This is a genomic window from Alterinioella sp. B-7 (assembly GCF_056857775.1).
In genome coordinates, this window is sequence record NZ_JBSXNT010000032.1 from 391,463 (window position 1) to 417,650 (window position 26,188).

Here is a 26,188-nt window from a genome sequence, read left to right on the forward strand (position 1 = left end):
TCTCTCCCCTCAATGCAGGTTGTGCTGGCTGCCCTTGGCCTCTTCATCCATGACGAGGCCGGTGTTGAACCGGTCCAGCCGGAACCGCGCGGCGGGCGCGTGATGGCGGTCGGTGGCAATCAGGTGGGCATAGGAAAAGCCCGATCCCGGCACCGCCTTGAAGCCGCCATAACACCAGCCCGCGTTGACATAGAGCCCCTCGACCGGGGCCTTGTCGATAATCGGCGAGCCGTCCGAGGACATGTCCATGATCCCGCCCCACGAGCGCAAGAGGCGCGCCTTGCCGATCATCGGCATCAGGGTCATGCCCGCCTCGATCACATGCTCTGCCGTGGGCAGGTTGCCGCGCGCGGCATAGGAGGCGTAGAAATCCAGGTCGCCGCCGAAGACCAGCCCGCCCTTGTCGGATTGGCTGATGTAGAAATGGCCCATGCCATAGGTCACGACATGGTCGATGCAAGGCTTCAGCCCCTCGGTGACGAAGGCTTGCAGGATATGGCTTTCAACGGGCAGGCGCAGCCCCGCCATGGCCGCAACCTGGCCAGAGCGTCCGGCAGCGGCCATCGCGACCTTTTTCGCCCGGATCGGCCCGCGCGAGGTCTGCACGCCTGTCACCCGCCCGTTCTCGATGTCGATCCCCGTGACCTCACATTGTTGTATAAGATCGACGCCGCGCATATCCGCCCCGCGCGCATAGCCCCAGGCCACCGCGTCATGGCGCGCGGTGCCGCCGCGTTTATGGTAGAGCCCGCCATAGATCGGGAACCGGGTCTGGTCATAGTCGAGATAGGGCAACAGCCGCCGACAGCCCGCATTGTCCAGCAGGATCGCGTCGTCGCCCTGGTTGATCATGGTGTTGCCGCGCCGCGCATAGGCATCGCGCTGGCCGTCTGAGTGAAACAGGTTGATGATGCCGCGCTGGCTGTGCATCACGTTGTAATTGAGCTCCTGCTCCATCCCCTCCCAGAGTTTCAGGGAATGGGAATAGAACTCGGAATTGCCGGGAAGCCCGTAATTGGCGCGCACGATGGTGGTGTTGCGGCCCACATTGCCGCCGCCGAGATAGCCGCGCTCCAGCACCGCGACATTGGTTATCCCGTGCTCCTTGGCGAGGTAGAAGGCGGTGGCCAGGCCATGCCCGCCGCCGCCGATGATCAGCACGTCATATTGCGGTTTCGGATCGGGGTCGCGCCAGGCGGGCTGCCAGCCCTTGTTGCCTGTCAGCCCCTGTTTCAGCACCTGCCAGCCGGAATATCGCATCGCCCCGCCCTTCCTGATCGCCTCAGGTTAAAGCACAGGGCCGGGCGGGGTTAAATGGCGGATGGCGACATCGGGGTGTCGGTTCTCGACGCGGGGTTCCGCCAGCGTCAGGTTCCGCCGCCCTCGACCCCGTCATCGCTGCCCGAGCCGTCATAGTAGAAGCCGTCGGTGCCCGTGGGCGACCCGTCGTTCTCATAGACGTAGGAGTTCCCGAGATTGGCGTTGAAATCCACCTGACCGGCAAATCGGGGGCGGGTCACGGTGAAGTTGACAAACTCCTGATCGGAGAGACCGACGTTGAAGGCCGGTCGGTGCGGCAGGAAGGTTTCGACCAGCAGCATCCGGTCGCCAAAGGCCATGATCGGGATCTGATCGACGATCGCGGGGAAATCCGAGGCGCGCAGATAGGTCAGCCCGTCGGTGCCATGGCTCCAGTCGATGCGGTAGCCACCCGTTTGCCGGGTGATCTGGGTGATCCGCAGCGAGGAGCCGGAGGTATTGCGGGTCAGGAACTGGAACACCTCGGCGAGCCCCTCGATATCGGTCGAGGAGATTGTGTTGGTCCGGCGCGACATCACGTCGGCCACGGAATAGGTCGCCTTGATCGAGGTGTTGTAGACGCGGAACGCATCGAAGAAGACGAAGCTGGCGATGAAGATCCAGGTCAGGATCGGCATCACGATCACCGCTTCCAGGGCGACGCTGGCATCGTCCCGGCGCCAGAAATTCCGGATCATCGCACGCATGTCATACCTCAATCGGGTTCGTTGACGAAGATGGTCGCCGCCATCAGGTGGACCGCGCCGGTATCGTCGCGGGTCAGTTCCAGACCCAGGCCCGAAATGGGCAGGATGCGGTCGACGGCGGCGCAGGCGCGCACCAGCATCAACTGGTTCTCGGCACCGGGGTTGAAGGTGTTGGCCGGTGTCACCGTGCCGCTGCGGTCGATGCAGAGCGTCTGGTAATCGGGCAGCGCATAGGTGGTCTGATCAATCACCCGGAGGTCCAGCAGCAGCGCGTTGCCGCAATCGGGGATCAGCGGCGTGTTATCGCAGATATTGGTGCGGATCGCGTCATGGCTGACGCTGAGGCCCGAGGTCAGGCGCATGTAGCGCACGGCCCCGTCCAGCGCCTTTTCCAGCATCACCTGGCGCGTCAGCAGCATGGCCGTCTCGAAGGCCGCGATAAAGACGATCAGGATGATCGGGAAGACGATGACGAACTCGACCGTTGCGTTCGCGTCCTCGCGCTTCCAGAACCTCGACAGGTGTGACAAGCCCCTCATTTCCATCCCCTTACTGGATCAGCCGCAGCTGGTTGATGGATTGCGCGATGGAGGCGAAGGCTTCGCTGATCTCGATCCCGTTGGCGTCGTAGTAATGCGAGGGCGTGGTGGCGCAGTACTGCATCACGTCCTGTCCGCCCGGAGGCGCCTCGAAGGCGATGGTGAAGACGATCACGCCCTGCGCATTGGCCGCGTCGCAGATCGCGCGCAGGTTGGCATCGGCCTCGGACCGTCCGGCATAAAGCTCGATCGAGTCGTAGCGGATATCCTGGTAGAGGCCCCAGTCATTGCCGTAATACCAGTATTCGCCGGCCAGCATCCGGGCCGAATAGTTGGCCCAGAGATCGACCCACTGAAGCTCGACCGCGTTGTCGTTCGAACCGTCATCGGGGTAGCTTCTGACCGCGCCGTTACGCTGCCAGTAATAGGTATCCGAATCCGGGTCGTAGTTGGAGATATTGCCGTTGTCGGGATCGACGAAGACATTTGTGCCACCGCGCTTGCGCGTCTGGATCACGTCATACTGATTGGTGTTTTCGCCATCCGTCATCAAGATGATGACCTTGAGGACTTCGGGTTCGTCATAGTCATAGGGGCGGCCGACGAAGTCGGGGTGAACCTCGCCATCGTCGATCAGTTCCTCCAGCGCGGGCCGCGCGGCGGGGTCGATCAGCCCGACGGCCCACCGCATCCCCAGGTCGATCGCCGTCCAGCCATTCGCGTTCAGGCTGTTGATACGGTCGTGCAGCTCATCCGCATCCTCGGACCAGGGCAGGATCGCGCCATAATCGGTCGTGGTGCAGTAGGGCGAACGGAAGGTGCGATAGCGGCCACGGTTGTTATAGTCGAAATGCGCGATGCGTTCGATGGCGACATCGGGGTCGATCGCGGTGCTGAAGTAATCGGCCTGGTCGAAGCGGGTACAGTTCGACTCGGTATGTTCATTCGACAGGGTGAAGACGCTGGCAATGGTGGAGCCCGCATTAACCATACCGTTATACGGGATGAGCGAGATCGACACATTCTGGTCCTCGCCATCGTCGGTGCCGTCCTCGGCATCGTTGATGGCCAGCATCGTGTCGACAAACTCGTTCGCCGCGTCGCGCATGTTGGCGATCTTGTTGTTCCACCCCATCGAGCCCGAGATATCCAGGACCATGGAAATCTCGATATCCATGATGCGTTCCTCGGCGGCGCCGCGTGCGGGCGATGTCAGGGCGCGCACGCCGAACATGTTCATGAAGTAGGACTGCATGTCCATTTCCGCCGACGCCGAGACGCGGCGGTAGTTCAGCCCCTCCTCCACGTCCACATCGAGGCGGTAGTTTTCCAGCCCCGAGGTGGCGAAGTAATCGATCACGACCTCTTCGGGGTCTTCCATCTGGTTCAGGGCGGCGGCGGCCAGCACGGCGCGGTCAAGCGTGTATTGCAACTGCGTGCGCTGCGTCTCGTAGCGCATGACGTCGATGGCGATGCCGCCGGCGGCCAGCATCAGCACGAAGATCATCAGTGCGAAAATGGTGATGGTGCCGTCTTCTTCACGCGCGAAGCGCGCCAGCCAGCGACGCGAACGGCCCGTGGACGAGCAGCCCTTGGGCATGGAAAATTCCGATCTTTTCATCATCTTCAGCGCCTCGCGCAAGAACAGGTATAACGACCGATAGCGGTTCGGCCCAAAGCATGGATCGTTTAGAACCACGGCAGAATTTGGGCAGAATCGGGCTGGAAACACGGTGTTTTGGGATCGCGGACAATCGGCAGGGGCCGGATTTCGGCGCGGTTTCCCGGTTTCTTTCCCGGAATTGAAGGGTTTGCTTGATCGCTTGGCCAAGCTGTGGTCGGCTGCCCGGCAGGGGCCGCGATCCCGATTTCGGCCCCCAGGAACGCGACACAGGAGGAATTGCGATGTCCACCCAGGGAGAGCCGAGTTTCCGTCAGTCAGTTGACCTCATGTTCAACCGTGCCGCCGCGCTGATGGATCTGCCGCCCGGGCTGGAGGAGAAAATCCGCGTCTGCAACGCCACCTACACGGTGCGCTTCGGTGTCCGCCTGCGCGGCGAGATCCGCACCTTCACCGGCTACCGATCGGTCCATTCGGAGCATTTCGAGCCGGCCAAGGGCGGCATCCGCTACGCCCCCAACGTGCATCAGGACGAGGTCGAGGCGCTGGCCGCGCTGATGACCTACAAATGCGCCCTGGTCGAGGCGCCCTTCGGCGGCTCGAAGGGGGGGCTTTGCATCGACCCGCGCGAATACGAGGATTTCGAGCTGGAACAGATCACGCGCCGCTTTGCCTATGAGCTGATCAAGCGCGACATGATCAACCCGGCGCAGAACGTCCCCGCCCCCGACATGGGCACCGGCGAGCGCGAGATGGCGATCATCGCCGACCAGTTCGCGCGCATGAACACCACCGACATCAATGCCAAGGCCTGCGTCACCGGCAAACCGCCCCATGCGGGCGGCATCCAGGGTCGGGTCGAGGCAACCGGGCGCGGCGTCGAATATGCCTTGCAGGAATTCTTCCGCCACCCCGAGGACGTGGCCAAGGCGGGGCTCTCCGGCAAGCTGGACGGCAAGCGGATCATCGTCCAGGGCCTTGGCAATGTGGGCTATCACGCGGCGCAGTTCCTCTCGACCGAGGACGGGTCGATCATCACCCATATCATCGAACGCGACGGCGCGTTGGAGAACCCCAAGGGCCTCAATGTCAACGCGGTACGCGACTGGATTGCGGAGCATGGCGGCGTCAAGGACTGCCCGGAAGGCACCTACCACGCCGACGGGCTGCGCATGCTGGAGGCGGAATGCGACATCCTCATCCCCGCCGCCATCGAGGGCGTGATCAACATGCACAACGCCACGCGCATCAAGGCCCCGCTGATCATCGAGGCCGCGAACGGCCCGATCACGGCGGGCGCGGACGAGATTCTGCGCAAGCACGGCTGCGTCATCATCCCCGACCTCTACGCCAATGCCGGCGGCGTGACGGTGTCCTATTTCGAATGGGTCAAGAACCTCAGCCATATCCGATTTGGTCGGATGCAGCGCCGCCAGGAGGAAGCGCGCCACCAGTTGATCGTCGACGAACTGGAGCGCCTGGACCAGCACCTGGGCGGGGCCTGGTCGATGACGCCCGATTTCAAGGAAAGATACCTGCGTGGCGCGGGTGAGCTTGAGCTGGTGCGCTCGGGGCTGGATGACACGATGCGCACGGCCTACCAGTCGATGCGCGAGGTCTGGCACAGCCATAACGAGGTCAGCGACCTGCGCACGGCGGGCTTCATGGTCGCCATCGGGCGGGTGGCCTCCAGCTACCGGGCCAAGGGCCTCTGAACACGCCCGCGCGGGGGCGCGGTCACATGTCCCCGCGCCGCTCGGCCAGCATGACCGAGATCAGGTCGGCCACCGATTTGGTCTGCGACCCTGACGTCACGCCGCCCACCATCACCATTCGCCCCCTTCGCCACCACAGGCCCGGCGCGGTGGCGCGCGGGCGCCTTTCATGCAGGCTGATGCGGAACCCGGCGGCGGGTTTGAAGGCGAAAAAGCCGCGATCCACAGATTTGATATTGTCGATCCGCGCCAGCACGCGGCCGTTTTCTTCGCGCAGCACTTCGCGCGTCAGTTCCAGCACCACGGCGGAGGCGGACCAGATCATCCAGGACAGCCACAGCGCCCCTGCGCCGATGGCCACGAGGAACAGCAGCCAGGCGGTCGAGACCGGCGGCGTCGTCACCGCGATCAGCAGCAGAAGCGAGCCGAGCAGGCCCAACATCCCTGTCGCCACGACCCGGCGCGGGCCGTTGGGGGTGATGCGTTCGATAACCTCATCGGGGTCTGACATGGACGGGCGCTCCCTCTTGGCTGCCCCCCTCTACCCCGGTTTCGCGGGCTTGGCGAGGGATCACGCCCGGCGCACCTCGTGGCCCGGCTCCTCCGGTTCATCATCAACCATTTCCGCCGGAAACCCCTCGGCGAGGATGCTGAGGCCCGTCGCATCCTCCAGCCGCCGGATGATGTTGGGCGACAGCTCCCGCGCGCCGTAGCGCGCGATGCCATCGGCGAAGATCTTCCTCATCAGCGGGTTCATCTCCAGCGGGATACCGGCCCGGTCCGCGACCTCCTGGAAGAGGCCGATATCCTTGGCGACAAGGTCCATGGTGAAGCTGATATCGCGGCTGCCATTCAGGATCACCTGGCTTTCGGTTTCATGCACGAAGCTGGTGCCCGACGAGATCCGGATCGCCTCATAGGCGGTGCCAAGATCCATCCCCGCCCCCTTGGCCACGGTCAGCGCCTCGGCGCAGGTGATCAGGTTGGCCGTCGCCAGGTAATTGGTGATCACCTTGAGGATCGAGGCCGAGCCGATCTCGCCGGTATGCAGCACCCGGCGGCCAAGCGTGGTCAGGACGGGCAGGATCATTTCGAACGTGGCCCGGTCACACCCCGCGAAGATCGAAATATTGCCGGTATCGGCCCGGTGACAGCCGCCCGAAACCGGGCAATCGACCGCCCTGCCGCCCGACGCGATCACCTTCGCCCCGAGCCGCTTGACCTCGGCCTCGTCGGTCGTGCTCATTTCCATCCAGATCTTGCCCGGGCGCATCCCTTCCAGCAGACCCTCCGGCCCCTCGACCACCGCCGCCGAGATGTCGGGGCGCGGCAGACAGGTGATAACGGCATCGCAGGCGCGCATCATTTGTGCCGGACTGTCGCCTGCCGTCGCCCCGCGCGCCACGAATTCCCCGACCAGCACCGGCTCCAGGTCGCGCACCGTCACGTCCCATCCGTTGCGAATGAGCGACCCCGCCAGTTTGCCGCCCACATTGCCAAGCCCGATAAACCCGATCTTCATGTCCTGCCCTCCTCTGGTCTCAGTCAGCCTTGCCGTGCAGAAGGGCCCCTGTCTGGCCTGAAACCGACCCCTGCAGCGATGCACAGGCCCCGTTTGCGGCTGTGCGATTGTGTGAGGGCGGGCGCGCCCCTACCTTTCCTGACAAGACAGGACAAGGAGACGCCCCCATGTCGATCCGACCCATTCTTGAAACCCGCCCGGCGCAACCGACGATGGAAGGCGCGGGCGTCAAGCTGCACCGCGCCTTCGGGTTCCAGGATCCCAGCGAGCTGGACCCGTTCCTCCTCTTCGACGATTTTCGTGGCGAGCGGCCGTCTGACTATCAGGCGGGCTTTCCCTGGCACCCGCATCGCGGGATCGAGACCATCACCTATGTGCTGGCCGGATCGGTGGAGCATGGCGACAGCTTGGGCAATTCGGGCACGCTGGACGCAGGATCGGTGCAATGGATGACGGCGGGATCCGGCATCTTGCACCAGGAAATGCCCTCGGGCAACGCGGCGGGGCAGATGCACGGGTTCCAGCTTTGGGGCAACCTGCCCTCGTCGCTGAAGATGACCGCGCCGCGCTACCAGGACATTCGCGGCACCGATATCCCCGAGGTGGTAGATGATGACGGCACCCGCGTGAAGGTCATCACCGGCGCGTTCTGGGGCAAGCGCGGGCCCGTCGACGGCATCGCCGCCGATCCCCAATACCTGGATGTCACCGTGCCCGCGGGCGTCAAAAAGACATTCCGCATCGACACTTACCGCCGCGCCTTCGCCTATGTGTTCGAAGGCGCGGGGGCCTTTGCCGACGCCTCTTCGCCCACCGGGGTGCGGCTGGAAAAGGAGGTGATGGGCCTGGAGGTCAACATGCGTGACCTGTCCGGCAACCGGACCCTCATCCGGTTTGGCACCGGCGACGAGGTCACGGTGCAGGCGGGCGAGGAGGGCGTGCGGTTCCTGCTGATATCAGGCGCCCCGATCGAGGAGCCCGTGGCCTGGCATGGGCCCATCGTGATGAACACGCAGGAGGAATTGCGCACCGCGATGCGCGACCTCAGGAACGGGACTTTCCTTAGGCCACAGCATTGAGGGGGGATGCGCTCGGTCGACCGAGCGCATCTGCGGCCCGTCGACGGGCCGCCCACCCTCGCCTCTTACGGATCAGACCAGCCCGCGCCAGCGCAGCACGACAATGACCAGCGCGATGATCACGACCAGCTGAAACGCCACGCCTGCGGCGAAATTGGCCCGCGCGCGCGCGCGCCTCGCCTGCGGGTTCAGCCGCGTGAGATGGCGTTCAACGAGGGCCGCATCCTCGGCCAAGCCCGTGTGATCCGTGACCCGCGCCAGCTTGGGGTTCCCGATCTGCGCGCCGGTCTCGATGATGCGCTGCGCCGCCTGCCGGGGTTTGCGCGGCAGCAGGCGTCCGGAATGGCGGAACGTGGCGGGGAAGTCCTCGCCCTTCGCGCCCAGTTGCCGGATCATCAGATCGTGCAACCGCGCGCTGGTTTCCGCGTAGTCCTCCTGCTCGACCGCCATCGCCTGTCCCCTTTCTGGCGCAGGAGCCTAGCGCGCAGGTCTGGCCCCGACAACCGCTCTGGCACCGCCGCGCGCGATGGGGTAGCGATGGGATCATGCTCAACACCACCCTCACCGGATCCGCCACCGACGCCCCCCCGCTTCTGATCGCCCACGGGCTGTTCGGATCGGCGCGCAACTGGAACGTCATCGCCAAGCGGTTGTCGGATCGCGGCCAGGTGATCTCGGTCGACATGCGCAACCACGGCGAAAGCCCGCGTGAGCCGGTGCAGGATTATGCAGGCATGGCCGAGGACTTGGCGGAAGTCATTGACTCCCATGGCGGAAAGGCGGATGTCCTGGGCCATTCCATGGGCGGCAAGGCGGCGATGATGCTGGCCCTGACGCGGCAGGGGCTGATCCGCAAACTGGTCGTCGCCGATATCGCGCCGGTCGCCTATGGCCATAGCCAGAGCCATCTGATCGAGGCGATGCGGAATGTCGATCTGGACAAGGTCGAGACCCGCCGCGATGCCGATGAGGCGATGCAAGGCGCGGTGCCAGAGGCCGGTGTGCGCGCGTTTCTTCTGCAATCTCTGGACGTTAAGGGCCAGGCATGGCGGTTGAACCTCGATGTTCTGGAGGCCGATATGGACAAAATCACCGGCTGGCCCGAGGGGGTCGCGGGCCAGTTTGACGGGCCGGTGCTGATGCTGTCCGGGGCCGAGTCGGACTATGTCCTGACCGACCATCGCGACCGCATCCGGGCGCATTTCCCCGCCGCGCGCTTCGCCAGGATCCCCGGCGCGGGCCATTGGCTGCATGCCGACAAGCCCCGCGAGTTCGAGGCTGCGGTCCGAATTTTCCTCGACGCGTGAAGGGGTTACTGAAGGTGCCGGATCTTCTGCGCGACGATCCAGGCCGCCGGAAGCCCAAGCAGCGCGCCCAGGACGGCCCCTGCCACGATGGGTTGCCAACTGGCCAGTCCCATGGACAGCACCGCGATGACGCCGGCGCCCGCCAGTGAGGTGCCGATGATGGTGAACATGAGGAAAAACAGTCTCATACAGGCAATCTCCCGAATATGGCGCGCTTTCACGAACCGGGATAGCGGCGCGGCCCGGTGCGCGCCTTGATCTGGGACAGATTGGGGGGCGAAAAATGCGGAAGACGCCGGGGGATCGGGCAGAGCCCAATCACATGTCTTGCGACACATCCCGACGCCTTCCAATGAACCTTTATCCCCCCAAAGGGCATCCGGCCCAGTTTGCATTGGGACTCGCATCCCGCCGCTGTCACGGTCTTGACCCGAGGGCCGTTTCCATGACGCGCCATCTGCCTTGGGCCCATGACCTGGTCCGCTAAAGATCTGAAAGACCTCAGCTTTCCTTCTGTCACACTCCCTGCGATCTTGCAGTCCGACCCGGTACCGAAGCCCGGTCACGGCCTTGCGCGATCCCATTCAGGTGTCTTGCGCCCCGCTGTCGGAGCGTGAGCCCCTTGGCGGTAAGATGAGGATGTCCCGTGACACCGATTCGGCCAAGAAAATAGCAGTGCAGCATGAGAAATTTCTGGGGATTGCGTGGGGGTAAGCCTGTGGAAATTCGGGGGATACGGGGCGGAAACCTGAACGGTTTCGCGGGGTTATGGCGACCGTTTCGGGCGGGTGTCGGCGGCGCCGGAATGCTGCGGGTGCGAAGGGGTTTTCGGGGCGAAATCCGGTGTACACCCCCTGTACACCCCCCGATGCGCCCCCCGTACAGACGGCGGGGGGGCGGGCAGGTCACCCCAACCGCTCGGGCGGCCACGCCGAATCCGCCCGCTTGATCGCATTGGTCACCCAGATGCCGAGCGGCACGCCCAATACGATCCCGACGACCCCGGAAATCGCGAAGGCCCACCAGGTGTAGAACCCGAGGGCCAGGGCGACGATCACGACCGTGCCCGCAATGCTGGCGACGAAAAGGGGAATGTTGAACCACCGCAACCCCGGGTGGCGGCGCAATGAGCGATGCGTAGCCATGATGGCACCTCCGTTCTTTACGCTTTTTCAACGCCGATCCCGGGCGTCCGGTTCCATGCGTGGCGGCGGGTGGGGAGGTGGAGGTCGGGTCGGGTCCGGGGACGCCCGATCGGATGAGCGGGTGGCGGGGTGAACCCCCGCCCTACGCATGTTACTCCGCCGCGATCTCCGTATGGCCGCCACGGCCCGCAAGCAGCGCCGGGATCGAGATGTCTTCATCCAGGGTGTCCCAGTGCAGCCCGTGGGCGCTGATCTCGACCCTTGCCAGATCCTCGGCACTTGCGGTCATCAGCCGGGGGAACCATGCCAGAGGCACGCCTAGGGTGCGGCCATCCGACAGGCTGACCCACATGGTGTCTTGATCAAACCGGACGTTGGTTGCCGAAATGCTCATTCCAGGCCTTTTCGATCAGGGTCTGTCACCCATCCATCTTCAACGCGCTGATGAAAGCGCTCTGCGGAATCTCCACTTTCCCGAACTGGCGCATCTTCTTCTTGCCCGCCTTCTGCTTGTCCAGCAGCTTCCGCTTGCGGGAGGCATCGCCGCCGTAGCATTTCGCGGTCACGTCCTTGCGCATGGCCGAGAGCGTCTCGCGCGCGATCACGCGGCCTCCGATGGCCGCTTGGATCGGGATCTTGAACATGTGGCGGGGGATCAGTTCCTTGAGCTTTTCCACCATGGCGCGGCCCCGCATTTCGGCGCGGTCGCGGTGGACCATCATCGAGAGGGCGTCCACGGGCTCCTCGTTGACCAGCACCTGCATCTTGACGAGATAATCCTCGCGGTAGCCGATCATCTGGTAATCGAAGCTGGCGTAACCTTTTGTTACCGATTTCAGGCGATCGTAGAAATCGAACACAACTTCATTCAGGGGGAGGTCGTAGACAACCATGGCGCGGGTGCCGGCATAGGTCAGGTCCTCCTGGATGCCGCGGCGGTCCTGGCAGAGCTTCAGCACGTCGCCGAGATATTCATCGGGGACCAGGATGGTGGCCTTGATGCGCGGCTCCTCGACATGATCGACAATGGCCATGTCGGGCATGTCGGCGGGGTTGTGAAGCTCCACCATCGTGCCATCGCGCATGTAGATGTGGTAGATCACGGAGGGCGCCGTCGTGATCAGCTCGATATCGTATTCGCGCTCGATCCGGTCGCGGATGACCTCGAGATGCAAGAGCCCGAGGAAGCCGCAGCGGAAGCCAAAGCCGAGCGCCGCCGAGGTCTCCATCTCGTAGGAGAAGCTGGCATCGTTCAGCGCCAGTTTCTCGATGGCGTCGCGCAGGTCTTCAAACTCGGCTGAATCGACCGGGAAGAGGCCGCAGAACACCACCGGCTGCGAGGGTTTGAAGCCCGGCAGCGCCTGGGTGCATTGGCGTTTCTCATGCGTGATCGTGTCGCCGACGCGGGTGTCGCGGACCTGCTTGATCGAGGCGTTGAGGAAGCCGATCTCGCCGGGGCCGAGCGCCGCCACCGTGGTCATCGCGGGGCGGTAGACGCCGACATCGTCGACATCATAGGTGCCGCCCGTCTTCATCATGCGGATGCGGTCGCCCTTTTTCAGGGTGCCGTCGATGATGCGCACGATACAGATGACGCCGAGATACTGGTCGTATTTACTATCGACCAGCATCGCCTTGAGGGGGGCGTCGCGGTCGCCGGTCTTTGGCGCGGGCAGGCGTTGCACGATGGCCTCGAGCACATCCGCGATGCCGAGGCCGGTCTTGGCCGAGATCATCACGGCGTCGGAGGCGTCGATGCCGATCACATCCTCGATCTGTTCGCAGACCCGCTCGGGCTCCGCCGCGGGCAGGTCGATCTTGTTGAGCACCGGCACGATCTCGTGATCCGCGTCGATGGCCTGGTAGACATTGGCCAGCGTCTGTGCCTCGACGCCCTGGGAGGCATCGACGACCAGCAGAGAGCCCTCCACCGCCTGCATCGAGCGGCTGACCTCATAGGCGAAATCGACATGGCCGGGGGTGTCGATGAGGTTGAGCACGTAAGCCTCGCCGTTCTGCGCCGTGTAGTCGATGCGCACGGTGTTGGCCTTGATGGTGATGCCGCGTTCACGCTCGATATCCATGCTGTCGAGCAGCTGCTCCTTCATGTCGCGTTCCGCCACCGTGTTGGTGGACTGGATCAGCCGGTCGGCCAGCGTGGATTTACCGTGGTCGATATGCGCCACGATGGAGAAATTGCGGATGTGATCAAGCTCGGTCATGGGGCGCAGGATATGGTGCCGGGACGCTGCGCCGTCAAGCTGAATAGACGGGCCGAGGCGCGGGGGATGCGAAACCGTGACACGGGTGGCGCGCGCCCGTGCTAGGATGATCGGACGACCCCCAGACAGGACGAGTGACATGCTGAAAATCGAGGCCTTCCCCATCGCCGAGATCTACGTGCCCGCCAAGCACGCCAAGACGCTGGACCCGGCGCGGGTGCAGGCGCTGGCCGAGGATATCCTGGAGAACGGCCAGAAGGTGCCGATCCGGGTCCGCGCGGGCAAGGGGCGCTACGTGCTGCTGGAAGGGATGCACCGGCTGGAGGCGCTGAAGGCCCTGGGTGAAGAGAAGGTAGAAGGATACTTGACCCGGGCGCGGTTGCATTGAGGGGAGAGCCCCGACCCCACGCTTGAAAATGTGCGGTGAAATGTGTATTCTGATGCATATCTGAAAGGACATGCCATGACACGCCTGTTGACCACCGAGATCGCCACGATGACCGAGATGCGCGAGCCGCAGAAGGTATTGGACCGCGCCAAGGGGCGGCCTGTGGCGGTGATGAAGAACTCGCGCCTGGTGGGGTATTTCGTGCCTGCCGAGGCCGTGGCCGAGCCGGGCGCGCACCGGGTGGCGACGGTTGAGGAGGGGATGGCGAGCCTCGCGCGCCGTCGCAAGGTCAACCAGCCGGTTCTCGACTATCTGCGTGACAAATGAGCCTTGTGCTGCTGCCGCCCGATCTGGTCGAGGCCATTCACGATTCCGTCCTGAACCAAGGCGAATTGCAGGGCCGGGCTCGGGACAAGTCGCTGGAAGGCGCGCTTGCGCCGGTCGATCATCGCCTCGCCTATGGCATGATCGAGGATGCCTTCGACCTGGCCGCGGCTTACGCCGTCGCCATTGCCACCGGGCATTGCTTCAATGACGGCAACAAGCGCACGGCGTATCAATGTATGGATGTCTGCCTGGATCTGAATGGGATCGAGATCGCGTGGGACACGGTTGCCGTGGGCGACACCATCATCGCCGCCGCGCAGAGGCAGATCGACGCGCAGGATCTCGCCGATTGGCTGCGGGTTCGGGTCGGGGACTGAACCCGGCGCATCGGCCAGGGGACGGACCCCCGCGCGGGTGGATATGCGGAACGGCCGATCCGTGCTATTCTGGCCTTTTCTCGACCCCGTATTTGATGAGGTATTCCATGCGCGTTCTCTGTCTTCTCACCACCTTGGCCACCTTGCTGGCCGCCCCCGCATTTGCCAATGCCGACCGGTTGCTGATCTGCGAGGATCGCGACAATGATGGCCGGTTCGGCCTGGTCGAATTGACGCTGGCGCCCGCCGCCCGTGACGCCGAGGTGATGCAGCCCAATCTGGGCACCTACCAGACCTGCACCGCCGCCATCGCGCAGCAAGGTGCCTGCAACGGGTCGGCGCTCTGCGCTTGCGAGGATCGCGACCGGGACGGGCGTTTCGGGATCGTGCGCCACCCCTACCCGACGACCGGGCCCACCGTGCTGGAGGCCAATACCGGCAATTACTTTACCTGCCGGGACCGACTGGCGGCCTACCCGGCCCGCAACGACCGCTACCTAACCTGCGAGGATTACGACAATGACGGGCGGTTCGGCGTCGTCAGTCACGCTCTGGTGGTCCAGACCCCGACCGCCAGCGTCATCCAGCCCAATATCGGCAACTACTATGCCTGCACCCAGCAGGCCGCTTCGACCGCGCAGTGCCAGGGCAACGCCTATTGCGGCTGTGTCGATGCCGATGGCGATGGCCGTTTCGGGATTGTGCGGGTTCCAAGCCAATTGGTTTCCAGCCGTGTCACGCAGCCGAATATCGGCGCTTACGGCGCCTGTTTCAGCAACATGAACTGGCCCGACTGGGTAAACTGAAACCGACCCTCAGGGCGCAACCTCGCGGTTGACCATGCTGCGCAGTGAGAAACTGGTGCGGGTGGAGCGGATGCCCTCGACCCGCAGCAGGCTGTTTTCCAGGAACTCGTCGAAGGCGGTGAGGTCTGAGGTGGCAATCTTGAGCAGGATGTCCCGGCTGCCGGTCATCAGGTGGCATTCCATCACTTCCGGGAAGCGCTTGATGGCGCGCTCGAACTCCTGCAGCGTCTTTTGCGACTGGCGCTCCAGCTCGACGAAGACGAAAACCGTGATGCCGTAGCCCAGTTTCGCGGCATCGACGCGGGCCGCGTAGCCGGTGATGATGCCATCCGCCTCCATCCGGGCCATGCGGCGGGCGCAGGGCGTGGGCGAGAGGCCGACACGCTCCGCCAGGTCGGTGACGGAAAGGCGCCCATCGGCTTGCAGCGCCGAGAGAATCTTGCGGTCCATTGCGTCCATCTGGCGAAAACCTCCAAGTGATGCGCGACGCATGGAGAATATCACCAATCCCACCCCGCCCCAAGCCCGTCTTTGGCGTCTTTCGCCCAGGCAGATCTGATACGATTCCCGCAAGATCGGGAGGAATATTCATGCAGATCACCAGACTTTCCAGCGACAGCCACGAAGATGTCATCCGCGTCCGGAACGACGCGACCGGGCTGACCGGGTTCATCGCCATCCATTCGACGCAGCTTGGCCCCGCGGCGGGCGGGCTTCGGATGCGCGCCTATGACAGCGAGGAGAGTGCGATCAACGATGTGCTGCGCCTCAGCCATGGCATGACCTTCAAGAACGCGGCGGCGGGCCTGCCGCTTGGCGGCGGCAAGGCGGTAATCATGGGTGATCCCGCCACCAAGACGCCCGAGATGCTGCGGGCCTTCGCCCGCGCCATTGACGGGCTTCAGGGCCGCTACTGGACCGCCGAGGATATGGGCATGTCGCCCGAGGATATGGCCGTGCTGGCCGGGGTGACGCCTTACGTGGCGGGCCTGGCCGATGGCGAGTTTGCCAGCGGCGACCCCTCGCCCGTCACCGCGCGCGGCATCTTCAACGCGATCCGCTGCACCGCGAAGCATCGCTTCGGCAGTGCCGATCTGACCGGGCGCAGGGTGGCGGTTCAGGGGCTTGGGCATGTCGGCTGGTACCTGGCCGAGATGCTGCACGCAGCCGGCGCGCGCCTGATCGTGGCCGATATGGAGGCGGGCCGTTGCACGCGCGCGGCAGACGTCTTCGGGGCGGAGGTCGTGCCGGTCGACCGCATCCTCGAGATGGAGGCCGACATCCTGGCGCCCTGCGCCATCGGCGGCATCCTGAACGAGGCCAGCATCGCGGGCCTCAAGGTCGGCGCCGTCGCGGGCGGGGCCAACAACCAGCTTGCAACGCCTGCCGATGGCGACCGGCTGCACGCGCGCGGCATCCTCTACGCGCCCGATTACGTCGCCAATGCCGGGGGCATCGTGAATGTCGCGACAGAGATCCTGCGCATCAAGGACCGCCCCGCCTTTGTCGCCGACAAGCTGGCCGAGGCCGAGGCGACGCTGGACGCGATCCTGTCAGGCGCGGTGGCGCGCGGTGTCTCGCCGCACCGCCTGGCCGATGAGGTCGTGCTGTCGCGGATGCAGGGCAAGGCCGCCTGACACGCGCCGATCCGCCAATTGCCGCCCTGCGCAAAACGAACCGTTGCGCGGGGCGTCCCTCTTGTGCATCTTATCGCCTCAAGACGGGGAAAACCCCGCAAGGACAGGCAAGAAAGGGACAGGTTCATGACCAAGAAATTTCCGTTTTTGGTGGCGGTCTTCATGATGGTGGGCGCGCCGGTTGACGCCAACCCGGTGGAGCGCGCGTGCAATCGCTCGGACCGCACGGAGGCGTCGCCGCAACTATGTGCGTGCATTGGCAGCGTGGCGCGGGTGACGTTGACCCGCCGCGAGATGCGCCAGGCGGCGCGGTTCTTCCGCGACCCCGATGAGGCACAGGAGGTTCGGGCCTCGAACCGGCCGAATGATGATGCCTTCTGGGACCGCTACGAAGCGTTCGGGGAAGCCGCGGAGTTGCAATGCAGTTGACCTGAATCGCCCTGGAGGCGGCTGGCCCAGGCCCGCGCGCCGCGGTCGATCAAGGCCATCACCCCGTTGAAATCACGGGTGTAATAGGGGTCGCGCACATCGCGCGGCCCTTTTTCCATGGCATCGAGATAGAGCGCCAACCGGGCGGGTGAGCCTTTGGGCTGGATGGCGCGCAGATCGGCGAGGTTCTGCGCATCCATGGCAAGGATCAGGTCGAAGCGGGTGAAATCCTGCGGCTGCACGCGGCGCGAGACCTGCGCGCTGAGGTCGAGGCCGAGGGCGCGGGCGGCCTCCTGCATGGCTGCGTAGGGCGCATCGCCGTCATGCCAGCCGGAGGTTCCGGCGCTGTCGATGCGCACCCCCGGAAGCGCGCGCTGCAACGCGCCCTGTCCCGCGGGCGAGCGGCAGATATTGCCGAGACAGACGCTGAGGATAGAGTGGGTCATTCGGGGGGCGCTCCTATACCGGGTCGGGCCCTTGATGCCATGAGGAGGGCGAGAGATGAAGCGGATCGTGATCCTGACCGGGGCGGGTATCTCGGCGGAAAGCGGGCTTGGCACCTTCCGCGACGTGGGCGGGCTGTGGTCGCAATATGACCTGGAGGAGGTCGCGACACCGCAAGGCTTTGCCCGCAACCCCGCGCTGGTGCATGATTTCTACAATGCCCGCCGCGCCAACATGCTGGACGCTGCCCCGAACGCCGCACACGCAGCGCTGGCACGGCTGGAGGCGGAGTATCCGGGCGAGGTGCTGCTGGTGACGCAGAATGTCGATGACCTGCATGAACGCGCGGGCAGCAAGAACGTGCTGCATATGCACGGGGCGTTGTCGGGCGCGGTCTGTGCGGCCTGCGATCACCGCTGGCCCGCGCCGAGGGCAATGGACCCGGCGGCCCCCTGCCCCGCCTGCACCGCGCGAAGGGCCCGACCCGATATTGTCTGGTTCGGCGAGATGCCGTTTCACATGGACGAGATCGGGCGTGCTTTGGCGCGGGCCGACCTGTTCGTATCCATCGGCACCTCGGGCGAGGTCTACCCGGCAGCGGGCTTCGTCGATGAGGCGCGCGCCTGCGGAGTCGAGACGCTCGAGATCAACCTGGAGCCGTCGCTTGTGCCGGGGCTGTTCGACCGGGTGATCGCGGGGCCAGCAACGCAGGCGGTACCGGACTGGGTGGCAGAGGTGCTGGCCTGAACGGAAGGTTCGGGAAGGGGCTGTATCATCCACTAAATGTGTGATATACACTATATTTCCCATTTCAGGAGTCCTTTCATGAAGTCGCTTTTGCAATCGGCCTTCCCTGCCCTGATCCTGGGGATGTTCATGGCCCCTGCCCACGCCCAGGTCGGCGCGGGGAATTACGACCTGTCCGACTACACGCTCGAGTCCACCCACGGCATATGGCAGGTTCTCTGCACCGCACCCGGCAGCGGCAGCCGCCACAACGATCTGCGCGACTGCGCGGTGGAGGATGACCAGGGCTTTGTCATGTTCGTCTACCCGTCAGGCTATTACGCGCTGACCTTGCGTGACCCGGTGGATGGCGACAGGCTCTTCGGGCAGGACATGACCGAGGGCGGCAACGATGCGGTTCTGACCTACTATTCCCCCGCCTTCACCGCCGAGATGATCGGCGATCTGGGGGTGGATCAGGGCGGAGAGGTCCGGATGCTGAACCCCGAGGGCTTTGCCGAGGCCGAGGCCCGCGCGCTGACGCTGATGCGCAACGCCGCCCCGTGAACCGTCGGCCAAGTCGGGATTGATCCGTGCAATCCGTGCGGTATATATTTGGTTAGGAGGGCAGGTCGCTTCCACGCCAGTGCCGGTTCCGCGAGGGTCCGCTTGTGGGCTTCTTCGAAAGCCTGATCTGCCCTCCCCTTCCTGGTCAGTGCGACGCGCCGCGATCCATCCGGTCCAGGTCGACGGGGATGGACAACTCGACCGGGTCGGCATGCTCGAAGGTGAGCGTGACGGTGATCGTGTCTGCTTGGTGCCAGGGCTGGCTCAACCCCATGAACATGATGTGGTCGCCGCCGCGCGCGAGGGTGTGGCTTTCGCCCGCCGCGATGGGAAATCCGTCCACAACGTGACGCATCCGCATGACGCCGTTTTCATCCTCGATATGGGTGTGCAGCTCGACCCGCGCGGCGGCGTCGGAGGTGACGCCGGTCACCCGGTCATCCGTATCCGACTGGTTGAGGATGACCATGAAAGCCGCGCCCGATTGCGCGGAAGGGCCGGAGGCGCGGGCATAGGCGTCTTCGATGATCATCTGCGCCGAGGCGATGCCCGGCAGGCTCAGTACGGCAAGCCCGGCGATGAAAGTGGGTTTGAACGACATCCGTCGTCTCCTTCTGTCTGAAAACTCGTGTGGCGGGTTCAGACGGAAAGAGGCGGGCCACGGGCCTGCGGGGCGCGGGCGGGGACCGTGTCGGGGATGGCGGAGACCGGGGCGGCCTGCGCGAGGCGCGCGCGCCCGACCGGCGCCACGAGCGGGGCCGCAACGTTCGGCGCCAGCGCGCCCATCGTGCAATAAAGACAGGCGGGCGGCGATTCCCGCGGCCGACCGTCGGGGTCGAGCGGCACGATCACCTGGGTGGCGTCCACGCAGAGAATCATCACGCCCGAGAGGCTCATGCCGCCGCGCGCCACGGCCATGCTGACGGAGGTCAGGGCCAGTGTCAGCGCCAGGAAAAGCGCGGTCAGGATGGGAAAGGACCGGGTCATGGGGCCCGTTCTAGGGGATGAGCCCGACCAGGGGAAAGCGGCAAAATGACAAGCGGCCCGCGCGGATCGCTCCGGCGGGCCGTTTCGGGTCGGGTCGGGATCGGAAGATCAGGCTTCGGCCTGGGCCTTCACGATTTCCTTCTTGATTTTCAGCGCCTTGTCCGACAGCTCCTCGTCCTTGGCGCGGGCCATGAACGCGTCCAGGCCACCGCGATGGTCGACGGTGCGCAGGGCGGCGTTGGAGATGCGCAGCTTGAAGCGGCGATCCAGGATGTCGGAGCCGAGCGTGACCTCGTTCAGGTTCGGCAGGAAACGACGCTTGGTCTTGTTGTTGGCATGGCTGACATTGTTGCCGACCATCGGGCCTTTTCCGGTCAATTCGCAGACGCGCGACATGGGGCTTACCTCGGGTTCTTTGAAACGGATAAGGGCGCTGAGGCTGGTCAGCGCCCTCGGAATTCTGGCCGGTGGATAAGCGCCGGGGGGGCCGGTGTCAAGCCGGAACGCCGCTTGGCGGGTGACAATCCCTGCGCCCGCTTCTAGCGTGACGGTCATGGTGAAGGAAACCGATTTATACCCCCCCATCCGCGCCTTTCTGCAAGGCCAGGGCTACGAGGTGAAATCCGAGGTCGGCGCGGCCGATGTGGTGGCCCTGCGCGGCGCGGAGGAGCCGGTGATCGTCGAGATGAAGACCCGCTTCGCGCTGGCTTTGTTCCACCAGGGCGTGGCGCGGCTGGCGCTGGCCGATCTGGTCTACCTGGCGGTGCCCAGGGGCAAGGGGCGGGGCTTTGCGAAGGCGCTGAAGGAGAACACTGCGCTGGCGCGTCGCCTGGGGCTCGGGCTGATCACGGTGCGGCTGCGCGACGGGCTGGTCGAGGTGCATTGCGATCCGGGGCCGTACGCGCCGCGCATCTCCAAGCCCAAGCGTCAGCGGCTGCTGCGCGAGTTCGCCCGCCGTGTGGGCGATCCCAACACGGGCGGCGCGACGCGGGCGGGGCTGGTCACCGCCTACCGGCAGGACGCGCTGCGCTGTGCGGCGCATCTGGCCGCGCATGGCCCTTGCAAGGGGGCCGTGGTGAAGGCCGAAACCGGGGTGGAACATGCCACGCGGCTGATGCGCGACGATCATTACGGCTGGTTCGAGCGGGTGGAAAAGGGCGTCTATGCGCTGACGCCCAAGGGGGTGGAGGGGTTGGCGGGTTATGATCCTCAGATGGTCCTGGCCACCGCCTCCAGCCGGGCGTAATCCTCCTCCAGCGGCAGGGCCTGGCGGGCGCGTTTCAGGGCCAGGCCGGAATGACGCAGCGCCTGGTCCCGCATCCCCGGATAGCTGATCCGCGCCAGGCTGCGGAACGCCTTTTGCAGGCGGATGCCGACCTCGACCGTGCCCGCCCCGTCGCGGGCGATGGCGGTGAAGGCGTCGTCGAACATCTCGTCCAGGGCGATCTCGGGCACGATCAGGCGGTCATACTTGATCTGCGGCGGGCTGTCGGGATCCTCGGGCCGGGTCCAGAGTGCCAGGAGCTTGACGAAGCGCCCGATGGTGACAATGGCGGTGCCGGGGTCGTTGACACCGGGCGACAAGGCGCGGGCCGAGATCTCGGACAGTACGATAAGGCCGAAGCGGGGGTCTTCCTCGAAGCTGCGATTGTTTCCAATAACGAAACAATCCTCGATCTCGGCGCGCAGGTCGTCGTCGATCATGCCGCCATGGTTCAGCACCACCAGCGCCCGGTCATGGGTGACAAAGGTGCCGGGAAGCGCGGCGAGCATGATGTGCAGCCCATGCGCCTCGGCGATCTGTTGCAGGGCCTGGACATCGACATATTGCACATAGCCGATCTGCGAGGCGTGGACGGCATAGCCCTTGAGCGCCGTCTTCTCGGTCTGCCGCACGCCGCCCAGATAGGGCTGCGACAGCCGGTCCCTGATCGAAGCCTCCGCGGCGTCCTCGGCCTTGTCGATGGTGCTGCCGAGGCGTCCCAGGCGAGCGATATTGTCGACCCACCGCACGAAGGTGAGGATCACCCAGGCGAAGATCGAGATTGTCAGAAGGAACATCGCAAAGATGCCGGCGGGGCCGTAGAACTCGGTCTTCAGCGCGATGAGGCCGACGATGGAGAAGATGAAGGCGCCGATGAAGCTGGACAGCGCGGTCTGAGACACGTCATCGTCGAGCACCAGGAAGAAGGCGCGCGGGGTGGCGGCCTGCCCCGCCGAGGCATAGGCCGAGACCATCGAGCCGACGGCGAAGGTCGCCACCGCCAGCATCGACGAGGAGATGATGGTCAGCAGGCTGTCGACCGTGTCACGGCTGATCTGCGGCGGCAGGTCGTCGGGGACCACGAAATCGGTCAGATGCGCCAATGCGGCGGCAAGGACCGCCATGATGCAGAAGAGCAATGGCCGCGCCCAGAGGCGTTTGCGCAATTGCAGGATCTTGAAGAGAATCCGGTTGTTCATCGGCGGGCTGCTGTCCCTCTGGCCTTGTGTGGTTTCGCCATCATGAGAGGATCGCGCGCGAAGGGCCACCGGGAATTTGCCGGCCCGGGACAGAACGCGCCCGCAACGAGGGAACCTTGCGGGCGCGTGTCTGGGGTGTTCATGCCGTCTGAAGCATGGGGATATTCTGGCATCGGCGGGGTTAAGAAACCGTTACCATGCGGCTCAGGAGAGGACGCTCTCCACCGCGCGTTTCGTCACCTCGACGACGCGGTCGACCTCGGCTTCCGTGATGCAGAGCGGCGGCGCGAAGCCGATGATGTCGCCCTGCGGCATGGCCCGCGCGATCACGTCCTGCGAGGCCATCGCGGCAGAGACCGCCGCGCCGATCTTGCGCGCGGGATCGAAGGCCCCGAACGGCTCTTTCGTCTCGGCCAGTTCGACGGCGGCCATCAGCCCTTCGCCGCGCACCTCGGCCACATGGGGATGATCCGCCAGTGCGTCCTTGAGTGCGGCATTCAGGTAGGCGCCGGTCTTGCCGGCGTTTTCCACCAGCCCCAGGTCGTCGATCAGCTTCAGGTTCGCCACGCCTGCCGCCGCGCCGATGGGATGGGCGGAATAGGTCCAGCCATGGCCGATGGGGCCGTACTCGTCGGTGCCATCCTCCAGCACCTTCCAGACCTTGTCCGACACGATGGAGCCAGAGAGCGGCGCATAGGCCGATGTCAGGCCCTTGGCGATGGTGATGATATCGGGCGTGATGCCGTAATGGTCGCTGCCGAACATGGTGCCGAGACGACCGAAGCCGGTGACGACCTCATCGGCAATGAGCAAGATGTCGTGTTTCTTGAGCACCTTCTGGATCGCATCCCAATAGCCAGCGGGCGGCGGCACGATGCCCCCGGTGCCCAGGATCGGCTCGCCGATGAAGGCGGCGATTGTGTCGGGGCCCTCGGCCTGGATCAGCGCCTCGAGCTTGTCGGCGCAGTCCTGGGCGAATTGCGCCTCGCTCATGCCCTGATCGGCGCGGCGCAGGTAGTAGGGCGCTTCGGTGTGGATCACCTGGGAAAGCGGCAGGTCGAATTTCTTGTGGAACAGCTCCAGCCCCGTCAGCGAGCCCGTCATCAGCCCCGAGCCGTGATAGCCGCGCCAGCGCGAGATGATCTTTTTCTTCTGCGGCAGGCCACGGATGTTGTTGTAATACCAGACCAGCTTGATGTTGGTCTCGTTCGCGTCCGAGCCGCTCTGCCCGAAATAGACCTTGGACATGCTCGCGGGCGCGCGGTCGAGGATCATCTTGGCGAGTGTAATGGACGCCTCGGTGCCGTGGCCGACATAGGAATGATAATAGGCCAGTTCATGCGCCTGTTTGGCGATGGCCTCGGCAATCTCGGTGCGGCCATAGCCCACGTTCACGCAATAGAGCCCGGCAAAGGCATCCAGCATCCGCCGCCCGTCGCGGTCGGTGATATGCACGCCGTCGCCACCGGCGATCACGCGGCTTGGCGTTTCGCCGCGCGCGTGTTGCGCAAGGTGCGTGGAGGGGTGAAAGAAATTCTCACGGTCCCAGAGGGCCAGTTGATCATTGGTCAGCATCGGTCTTGTCTTTCTGTCAGGATTGCGCGCAGCATAGCGGCGAAATGGGGGGATTTGCGGCGAATTGGTGCGATATGTGCAGTCTTGCGGCGCAAGAGGGGATCGGAATGGCGAAAATCGACGACCTGGATCGCAAGATCCTGCATGAGGTGCAACTGGACAATCAACTGACCTCGGCGCAACTGGGCCACCGGGTCGGGCTGTCGCCCACATCCGTGCAACGGCGGCTGGCGCGGCTGAGGCGCGACAAGGTGATCACCGGCGATATCTCGGTCATTTCGGGTGAGGATGTGGGCCGCACCCTGACCATGATCGTGACCGTTCAGCTGGAGCGCGAACGCTCTGACATCATCGACCATTTCAAGCGCGCGGTGCGGCACGAACCGGTGGTGATGAGCGCCTATTACGTCACTGGAGACAGCGATTTCGTGCTGGTGATCAGCGCCCGCGACATCAAGGAATACGAGGAATTCACCCGCAATTTCCTCTATGACAATCCCGACATCAAGGGCTTCAAGACCACGGTGGTGATGGACCGGATCAAGGCCGGGTTCTACGTGCCGCCCTGGGGGTAGGCGCATCCCGGCCCGCCGAATCGCAAAAAGATGCTACCCCTGTGGCAGAACAAAAACCGAAACGGGGGGACGGGGTGATGGCGTATTTCGATCTGGGGGCCTATTCGCGGCCTGTCAGCACGGGCTCGGGCGCGGCGCAGGAATGGGTCGACCGGGGGCTGAACTGGACCTACGCCTTCAACCATGAAGAGGCGATCACCTGTTTCGAGGCGGCGCTGGAGGCCGACCCCGGTTGCGTCATGGCGCTCTGGGGGATCGCCTATGCGATCGGGCCGAATTACAACAAGCCGTGGGAGGATTTCGAACCCGGCGAAGCGCCCGACGCACTGGCCACCGCACGCGGTGCGTTGAAGAGGGCGCAGGAGAGCGGCGCGGCCATCACGGCGGTGGAACGTGATTTGATCGCGGCGCTTTTCAGTCGCTACCCCGACAGCGCGGACGATGCGGCGCTGGCGGAGGCCACCGATGCCTATGCCGATGCGATGCGCGCCGTGCATCAGGCGCATCCGGGCGATCTGGACGTATCCGCCCTCTTTGCCGAGGCGCTGATGAACCGGACACCGTGGGAACTGTGGGATCTGGTCTCGGGCCAACCCGCGCGCGGGGCCGATACGGCAGAGGCGCGCAAGGTCCTGGAAACCGCCTTCGACTCGTTGGCGGGCGCCTGGGATCATCCCGGCCTTCTGCACATGTATATCCACCTGATGGAGATGTCGCCCTATCCCGAAAAGGCGCTGCGCCATGGCGACCGGCTGAGCATGCTGATGCCCGATGCGGGGCATCTGCTGCACATGTCCACCCATATCGACGTGCTCTGCGGCGATTACATGAACGTGGTCTTGCGCAACCAGACCGCGATCGAGGCCGACCGGCGCTACCTTGCCCATGCGGGCGCCGAGAATTTCTATTCGGTCTATCGCTGCCACAATTACCATTTCAAGATCTACGGCGCGATGTTCCTGGGCCAGCCCGGACCGGCGCTGGAGGCGGCGCAGGAGCTGATCGAGACCCTGCCCGACGACCTCCTGCGCCCATTGGCGGATTGGTTCGAGGGCTTCATCCCGATGAAGCAGCATGTGCTGATCCGGTTCGGGCGCTGGCAGGAGATCCTGGACCAGCCGCTGCCCGAGGATGCCGGGCTCTACTGCGTGACCACGGCGATGATGCACTATGCGCGCGCGGTGGCACTGGCCAATCTGGGCGACATTCCTGCCGCCGAGGCCGAGCGCGACGCCTTTGTCGCGGCCCGCGACCGCGTGCCGGAGACCCGGATGCTGTTCAACAATACCTGCCGGGACATCCTGACGGTGGCCGAGCAGATGCTGTTGGGCGAGTTGGCCTACAAGTCGGGCCGACATGAGGCGGCGTTCGACCACCTGCGCCGCTCCATTGCGTTGGACGACACCCTGCCCTATGACGAGCCCTGGGGCTGGATGCAGCCGACGCGCCACGCGCTTGGCGCGCTGCTCCTGGACCAGGGGCGTTACGAGGAGGCCGAGGCCGTCTACCGCGCCGATCTGGGGCTGGACGACACCCTGTCGCGGACCTGCCAGCATCCCAACAATGTCTGGAGCCTGCACGGGCTGCATGAATGCCTGACCCGGCGCGGCGAGACCGTCGAGGCGGCGCATGTCAAACGCCAGTTGGATCGGGCCGTCGCGCGGGCGGATGTGCCGGTGAAGGCGTCTTGCTACTGCCGTCAGGTGGCCTGAACGGAAGAACGGGCGCGCC

The 26,188-nt window shown here is 64.8% G+C and carries 32 protein-coding genes; 14 read left to right on the forward strand and 18 right to left on the reverse strand.

What is annotated here, in order from left to right:
* Positions 1-9 precede the first annotated feature (9 nt).
* The 4 genes from AC13C7_RS11565 to AC13C7_RS11580 form a co-directional block, all read right to left on the reverse strand.
* Entirely contained in the window at positions 10-1,260 is a 1,251-nt protein-coding gene (locus tag AC13C7_RS11565) for a sarcosine oxidase subunit beta family protein (RefSeq protein ID WP_172320742.1), read from the reverse strand.
* Between the two features lie 107 nt (positions 1,261-1,367).
* Positions 1,368-2,006, reverse strand: a complete 639-nt coding sequence (locus tag AC13C7_RS11570; protein ID WP_172320743.1) for a TadE/TadG family type IV pilus assembly protein — start codon at positions 2,004-2,006, stop codon at positions 1,368-1,370.
* 8 nt (positions 2,007-2,014) lie between these two features.
* Positions 2,015-2,545, reverse strand: coding sequence for a TadE/TadG family type IV pilus assembly protein (locus AC13C7_RS11575; RefSeq protein ID WP_172320744.1), 531 nt, complete (start codon positions 2,543-2,545; stop codon positions 2,015-2,017).
* A 10-nt stretch (positions 2,546-2,555) separates the two neighbouring features.
* Positions 2,556-4,169 carry a TadE/TadG family type IV pilus assembly protein gene (locus tag AC13C7_RS11580; protein WP_474889851.1) on the reverse strand — a complete coding sequence of 538 codons (1,614 nt, stop codon included), beginning with the start codon at positions 4,167-4,169 and terminating at the stop codon, positions 2,556-2,558.
* Positions 4,170-4,450: 281 nt separating this feature from the next.
* Between AC13C7_RS11580 and AC13C7_RS11585 the strand changes: the two genes are divergently transcribed.
* Positions 4,451-5,881, forward strand: coding sequence for a Glu/Leu/Phe/Val family dehydrogenase (locus AC13C7_RS11585; RefSeq protein WP_172320746.1), 1,431 nt, complete (start codon positions 4,451-4,453; stop codon positions 5,879-5,881).
* 22 nt (positions 5,882-5,903) lie between these two features.
* Here the strand turns inward: AC13C7_RS11585 and AC13C7_RS11590 are convergent, their stop codons facing one another.
* A complete protein-coding gene (locus tag AC13C7_RS11590; protein WP_446120866.1) occupies positions 5,904-6,392 on the reverse strand; it encodes a hypothetical protein in 489 nt (162 codons plus the stop codon).
* A 60-nt stretch (positions 6,393-6,452) separates the two neighbouring features.
* Positions 6,453-7,403 carry an NAD(P)-dependent oxidoreductase gene (locus tag AC13C7_RS11595; protein ID WP_482867561.1) on the reverse strand — a complete coding sequence of 317 codons (951 nt, stop codon included), beginning with the start codon at positions 7,401-7,403 and terminating at the stop codon, positions 6,453-6,455.
* A gap of 167 nt (positions 7,404-7,570) precedes the next feature.
* Between AC13C7_RS11595 and AC13C7_RS11600 the strand changes: the two genes are divergently transcribed.
* On the forward strand, positions 7,571-8,482 hold the full coding sequence (locus AC13C7_RS11600) for a pirin family protein (RefSeq protein WP_172320748.1): 912 nt from the start codon (positions 7,571-7,573) through the stop codon (positions 8,480-8,482).
* Between the two features lie 72 nt (positions 8,483-8,554).
* Here AC13C7_RS11600 and AC13C7_RS11605 read toward each other — a convergent pair whose 3' ends face one another.
* Entirely contained in the window at positions 8,555-8,932 is a 378-nt protein-coding gene (locus AC13C7_RS11605; protein ID WP_172320749.1) for a hypothetical protein, read from the reverse strand.
* Between the two features lie 95 nt (positions 8,933-9,027).
* Here AC13C7_RS11605 and AC13C7_RS11610 point away from each other — a divergent pair, with 95 nt between their 5' ends.
* Complete coding sequence (locus AC13C7_RS11610; protein ID WP_482867562.1) at positions 9,028-9,789, forward strand: alpha/beta fold hydrolase; 762 nt, start codon at positions 9,028-9,030, stop codon at positions 9,787-9,789.
* Positions 9,790-9,794: 5 nt separating this feature from the next.
* On the opposite strand, the gene AC13C7_RS11615 is transcribed toward AC13C7_RS11610, so the two are convergent.
* From AC13C7_RS11615 to lepA, 4 genes are all read right to left on the reverse strand, one after another.
* Complete coding sequence (locus AC13C7_RS11615) at positions 9,795-9,977, reverse strand: hypothetical protein (protein ID WP_482867563.1); 183 nt, start codon at positions 9,975-9,977, stop codon at positions 9,795-9,797.
* 717 nt (positions 9,978-10,694) lie between these two features.
* Positions 10,695-10,934, reverse strand: coding sequence for a hypothetical protein (locus AC13C7_RS11620; RefSeq protein ID WP_474889855.1), 240 nt, complete (start codon positions 10,932-10,934; stop codon positions 10,695-10,697).
* A 151-nt stretch (positions 10,935-11,085) separates the two neighbouring features.
* On the reverse strand, positions 11,086-11,328 hold the full coding sequence (locus AC13C7_RS11625) for a DUF2442 domain-containing protein (RefSeq protein ID WP_482867564.1): 243 nt from the start codon (positions 11,326-11,328) through the stop codon (positions 11,086-11,088).
* A 25-nt stretch (positions 11,329-11,353) separates the two neighbouring features.
* Positions 11,354-13,156, reverse strand: a complete 1,803-nt coding sequence (gene lepA, locus AC13C7_RS11630) for a translation elongation factor 4 (RefSeq protein WP_482867565.1) — start codon at positions 13,154-13,156, stop codon at positions 11,354-11,356.
* A 139-nt stretch (positions 13,157-13,295) separates the two neighbouring features.
* Here lepA and AC13C7_RS11635 point away from each other — a divergent pair, with 139 nt between their 5' ends.
* The 4 genes from AC13C7_RS11635 (at position 13,296) to AC13C7_RS11650 (ending at position 15,054) form a co-directional block, all read left to right on the forward strand.
* Complete coding sequence (locus AC13C7_RS11635) at positions 13,296-13,544, forward strand: ParB N-terminal domain-containing protein (protein WP_482867566.1); 249 nt, start codon at positions 13,296-13,298, stop codon at positions 13,542-13,544.
* A 75-nt stretch (positions 13,545-13,619) separates the two neighbouring features.
* Positions 13,620-13,871 (forward strand): hypothetical protein, encoded by a 252-nt coding sequence (locus AC13C7_RS11640; protein ID WP_172320756.1) that lies wholly within the window; start codon positions 13,620-13,622, stop codon positions 13,869-13,871.
* A complete protein-coding gene (locus tag AC13C7_RS11645; protein WP_482867567.1) occupies positions 13,868-14,248 on the forward strand; it encodes a type II toxin-antitoxin system death-on-curing family toxin in 381 nt (126 codons plus the stop codon). Before AC13C7_RS11640 ends, AC13C7_RS11645 begins: the two co-directional genes overlap by 4 nt.
* Before the next feature lie 107 nt (positions 14,249-14,355).
* Entirely contained in the window at positions 14,356-15,054 is a 699-nt protein-coding gene (locus AC13C7_RS11650) for a hypothetical protein (RefSeq protein ID WP_482867568.1), read from the forward strand.
* A 9-nt stretch (positions 15,055-15,063) separates the two neighbouring features.
* Here AC13C7_RS11650 and AC13C7_RS11655 read toward each other — a convergent pair whose 3' ends face one another.
* Complete coding sequence (locus AC13C7_RS11655; protein WP_172320759.1) at positions 15,064-15,513, reverse strand: Lrp/AsnC family transcriptional regulator; 450 nt, start codon at positions 15,511-15,513, stop codon at positions 15,064-15,066.
* A 131-nt stretch (positions 15,514-15,644) separates the two neighbouring features.
* Here AC13C7_RS11655 and AC13C7_RS11660 point away from each other — a divergent pair, with 131 nt between their 5' ends.
* Both AC13C7_RS11660 and AC13C7_RS11665 read left to right on the forward strand, forming a co-directional pair.
* The gene (locus AC13C7_RS11660; protein ID WP_482867569.1) at positions 15,645-16,691 is read left to right on the forward strand and encodes a Glu/Leu/Phe/Val family dehydrogenase; all 1,047 of its coding nucleotides are present in this window, start codon (positions 15,645-15,647) and stop codon (positions 16,689-16,691) included.
* Positions 16,692-16,817: 126 nt separating this feature from the next.
* Complete coding sequence (locus tag AC13C7_RS11665) at positions 16,818-17,120, forward strand: hypothetical protein (RefSeq protein ID WP_172320761.1); 303 nt, start codon at positions 16,818-16,820, stop codon at positions 17,118-17,120.
* Here AC13C7_RS11665 and AC13C7_RS11670 read toward each other — a convergent pair.
* On the reverse strand, positions 17,078-17,566 hold the full coding sequence (locus tag AC13C7_RS11670) for a low molecular weight protein-tyrosine-phosphatase (RefSeq protein ID WP_172320762.1): 489 nt from the start codon (positions 17,564-17,566) through the stop codon (positions 17,078-17,080). The two genes, AC13C7_RS11665 and AC13C7_RS11670, sit on opposite strands and share 43 nt — an antisense overlap.
* Before the next feature lie 55 nt (positions 17,567-17,621).
* On the opposite strand from AC13C7_RS11670, the gene AC13C7_RS11675 reads away from it, so the two are divergent.
* Together AC13C7_RS11675 and AC13C7_RS11680 are read left to right on the forward strand one after the other, a co-directional pair.
* Positions 17,622-18,311, forward strand: a complete 690-nt coding sequence (locus AC13C7_RS11675; protein WP_482867570.1) for an NAD-dependent deacylase — start codon at positions 17,622-17,624, stop codon at positions 18,309-18,311.
* Between the two features lie 78 nt (positions 18,312-18,389).
* Complete coding sequence (locus AC13C7_RS11680) at positions 18,390-18,857, forward strand: invasion associated locus B family protein (RefSeq protein ID WP_482867571.1); 468 nt, start codon at positions 18,390-18,392, stop codon at positions 18,855-18,857.
* 145 nt (positions 18,858-19,002) lie between these two features.
* Here the strand turns inward: AC13C7_RS11680 and AC13C7_RS11685 are convergent, their stop codons facing one another.
* The 3 genes from AC13C7_RS11685 to rpmB all read right to left on the reverse strand — a co-directional run bounded on the left by AC13C7_RS11685 (position 19,003) and on the right by rpmB (position 20,240).
* Positions 19,003-19,458 (reverse strand): copper chaperone PCu(A)C, encoded by a 456-nt coding sequence (locus AC13C7_RS11685; protein ID WP_482867572.1) that lies wholly within the window; start codon positions 19,456-19,458, stop codon positions 19,003-19,005.
* A gap of 38 nt (positions 19,459-19,496) precedes the next feature.
* Complete coding sequence (locus tag AC13C7_RS11690; RefSeq protein ID WP_482867573.1) at positions 19,497-19,844, reverse strand: hypothetical protein; 348 nt, start codon at positions 19,842-19,844, stop codon at positions 19,497-19,499.
* A gap of 108 nt (positions 19,845-19,952) precedes the next feature.
* A complete protein-coding gene (gene rpmB / locus AC13C7_RS11695; protein WP_172320767.1) occupies positions 19,953-20,240 on the reverse strand; it encodes a 50S ribosomal protein L28 in 288 nt (95 codons plus the stop codon).
* 157 nt (positions 20,241-20,397) lie between these two features.
* Here rpmB and AC13C7_RS11700 point away from each other — a divergent pair, with 157 nt between their 5' ends.
* A complete protein-coding gene (locus AC13C7_RS11700) occupies positions 20,398-21,090 on the forward strand; it encodes a DUF2161 domain-containing phosphodiesterase (protein WP_446120818.1) in 693 nt (230 codons plus the stop codon).
* Here the strand turns inward: AC13C7_RS11700 and AC13C7_RS11705 are convergent.
* On the reverse strand, positions 21,054-22,307 hold the full coding sequence (locus AC13C7_RS11705; protein ID WP_446120816.1) for a DUF2254 domain-containing protein: 1,254 nt from the start codon (positions 22,305-22,307) through the stop codon (positions 21,054-21,056). The two genes, AC13C7_RS11700 and AC13C7_RS11705, sit on opposite strands and share 37 nt — an antisense overlap.
* A 204-nt stretch (positions 22,308-22,511) precedes the next feature.
* Positions 22,512-23,882 carry an aminotransferase gene (locus AC13C7_RS11710; protein ID WP_482867574.1) on the reverse strand — a complete coding sequence of 457 codons (1,371 nt, stop codon included), beginning with the start codon at positions 23,880-23,882 and terminating at the stop codon, positions 22,512-22,514.
* A 107-nt stretch (positions 23,883-23,989) separates the two neighbouring features.
* On the opposite strand from AC13C7_RS11710, the gene AC13C7_RS11715 reads away from it, so the two are divergent.
* Both AC13C7_RS11715 and AC13C7_RS11720 read left to right on the forward strand, forming a co-directional pair.
* A complete protein-coding gene (locus tag AC13C7_RS11715; protein ID WP_482867575.1) occupies positions 23,990-24,457 on the forward strand; it encodes an Lrp/AsnC family transcriptional regulator in 468 nt (155 codons plus the stop codon).
* 77 nt (positions 24,458-24,534) lie between these two features.
* The gene (locus tag AC13C7_RS11720; protein ID WP_482867576.1) at positions 24,535-26,169 is read left to right on the forward strand and encodes a hypothetical protein; all 1,635 of its coding nucleotides are present in this window, start codon (positions 24,535-24,537) and stop codon (positions 26,167-26,169) included.
* Positions 26,170-26,188: the final 19 nt, after the last annotated feature.

Bases quoted from the DNA above. Each gene is read 5' to 3' on its own strand.
- AC13C7_RS11680 (WP_482867571.1), top strand. From the start codon at position 18,390: ATGAAGTCGCTTTTGCAATCGGCCTTCCCTGCCCTGATCCTGGGGATG.
- AC13C7_RS11660 (WP_482867569.1), top strand. From the start codon at position 15,645: ATGCAGATCACCAGACTTTCCAGCGACAGCCACGAAGATGTCATCCGC.
- AC13C7_RS11720 (WP_482867576.1), top strand. From the start codon at position 24,535: ATGGCGTATTTCGATCTGGGGGCCTATTCGCGGCCTGTCAGCACGGGC.
- AC13C7_RS11645 (WP_482867567.1), top strand. From the start codon at position 13,868: ATGAGCCTTGTGCTGCTGCCGCCCGATCTGGTCGAGGCCATTCACGAT.
- AC13C7_RS11650 (WP_482867568.1), top strand. From the start codon at position 14,356: ATGCGCGTTCTCTGTCTTCTCACCACCTTGGCCACCTTGCTGGCCGCC.
- AC13C7_RS11615 (WP_482867563.1), bottom strand. From the start codon at position 9,977: ATGAGACTGTTTTTCCTCATGTTCACCATCATCGGCACCTCACTGGCG.
- AC13C7_RS11685 (WP_482867572.1), bottom strand. From the start codon at position 19,458: ATGTCGTTCAAACCCACTTTCATCGCCGGGCTTGCCGTACTGAGCCTG.
- lepA (WP_482867565.1), bottom strand. From the start codon at position 13,156: ATGACCGAGCTTGATCACATCCGCAATTTCTCCATCGTGGCGCATATC.
- AC13C7_RS11640 (WP_172320756.1), top strand. From the start codon at position 13,620: ATGACACGCCTGTTGACCACCGAGATCGCCACGATGACCGAGATGCGC.
- AC13C7_RS11565 (WP_172320742.1), bottom strand. From the start codon at position 1,260: ATGCGATATTCCGGCTGGCAGGTGCTGAAACAGGGGCTGACAGGCAAC.
- AC13C7_RS11575 (WP_172320744.1), bottom strand. From the start codon at position 2,545: ATGAGGGGCTTGTCACACCTGTCGAGGTTCTGGAAGCGCGAGGACGCG.
- AC13C7_RS11665 (WP_172320761.1), top strand. From the start codon at position 16,818: ATGACCAAGAAATTTCCGTTTTTGGTGGCGGTCTTCATGATGGTGGGC.
- AC13C7_RS11590 (WP_446120866.1), bottom strand. From the start codon at position 6,392: ATGTCAGACCCCGATGAGGTTATCGAACGCATCACCCCCAACGGCCCG.
- AC13C7_RS11625 (WP_482867564.1), bottom strand. From the start codon at position 11,328: ATGAGCATTTCGGCAACCAACGTCCGGTTTGATCAAGACACCATGTGG.
- AC13C7_RS11705 (WP_446120816.1), bottom strand. From the start codon at position 22,307: ATGAACAACCGGATTCTCTTCAAGATCCTGCAATTGCGCAAACGCCTC.
- AC13C7_RS11610 (WP_482867562.1), top strand. From the start codon at position 9,028: ATGCTCAACACCACCCTCACCGGATCCGCCACCGACGCCCCCCCGCTT.
- AC13C7_RS11570 (WP_172320743.1), bottom strand. From the start codon at position 2,006: ATGCGTGCGATGATCCGGAATTTCTGGCGCCGGGACGATGCCAGCGTC.
- AC13C7_RS11700 (WP_446120818.1), top strand. From the start codon at position 20,398: ATGGTGAAGGAAACCGATTTATACCCCCCCATCCGCGCCTTTCTGCAA.
- AC13C7_RS11580 (WP_474889851.1), bottom strand. From the start codon at position 4,169: ATGATGAAAAGATCGGAATTTTCCATGCCCAAGGGCTGCTCGTCCACG.
- AC13C7_RS11690 (WP_482867573.1), bottom strand. From the start codon at position 19,844: ATGACCCGGTCCTTTCCCATCCTGACCGCGCTTTTCCTGGCGCTGACA.
- AC13C7_RS11635 (WP_482867566.1), top strand. From the start codon at position 13,296: ATGCTGAAAATCGAGGCCTTCCCCATCGCCGAGATCTACGTGCCCGCC.
- AC13C7_RS11710 (WP_482867574.1), bottom strand. From the start codon at position 23,882: ATGCTGACCAATGATCAACTGGCCCTCTGGGACCGTGAGAATTTCTTT.
- rpmB (WP_172320767.1), bottom strand. From the start codon at position 20,240: ATGTCGCGCGTCTGCGAATTGACCGGAAAAGGCCCGATGGTCGGCAAC.
- AC13C7_RS11595 (WP_482867561.1), bottom strand. From the start codon at position 7,403: ATGAAGATCGGGTTTATCGGGCTTGGCAATGTGGGCGGCAAACTGGCG.
- AC13C7_RS11620 (WP_474889855.1), bottom strand. From the start codon at position 10,934: ATGGCTACGCATCGCTCATTGCGCCGCCACCCGGGGTTGCGGTGGTTC.
- AC13C7_RS11605 (WP_172320749.1), bottom strand. From the start codon at position 8,932: ATGGCGGTCGAGCAGGAGGACTACGCGGAAACCAGCGCGCGGTTGCAC.
- AC13C7_RS11670 (WP_172320762.1), bottom strand. From the start codon at position 17,566: ATGACCCACTCTATCCTCAGCGTCTGTCTCGGCAATATCTGCCGCTCG.
- AC13C7_RS11585 (WP_172320746.1), top strand. From the start codon at position 4,451: ATGTCCACCCAGGGAGAGCCGAGTTTCCGTCAGTCAGTTGACCTCATG.
- AC13C7_RS11600 (WP_172320748.1), top strand. From the start codon at position 7,571: ATGTCGATCCGACCCATTCTTGAAACCCGCCCGGCGCAACCGACGATG.
- AC13C7_RS11675 (WP_482867570.1), top strand. From the start codon at position 17,622: ATGAAGCGGATCGTGATCCTGACCGGGGCGGGTATCTCGGCGGAAAGC.
- AC13C7_RS11715 (WP_482867575.1), top strand. From the start codon at position 23,990: ATGGCGAAAATCGACGACCTGGATCGCAAGATCCTGCATGAGGTGCAA.
- AC13C7_RS11655 (WP_172320759.1), bottom strand. From the start codon at position 15,513: ATGGACGCAATGGACCGCAAGATTCTCTCGGCGCTGCAAGCCGATGGG.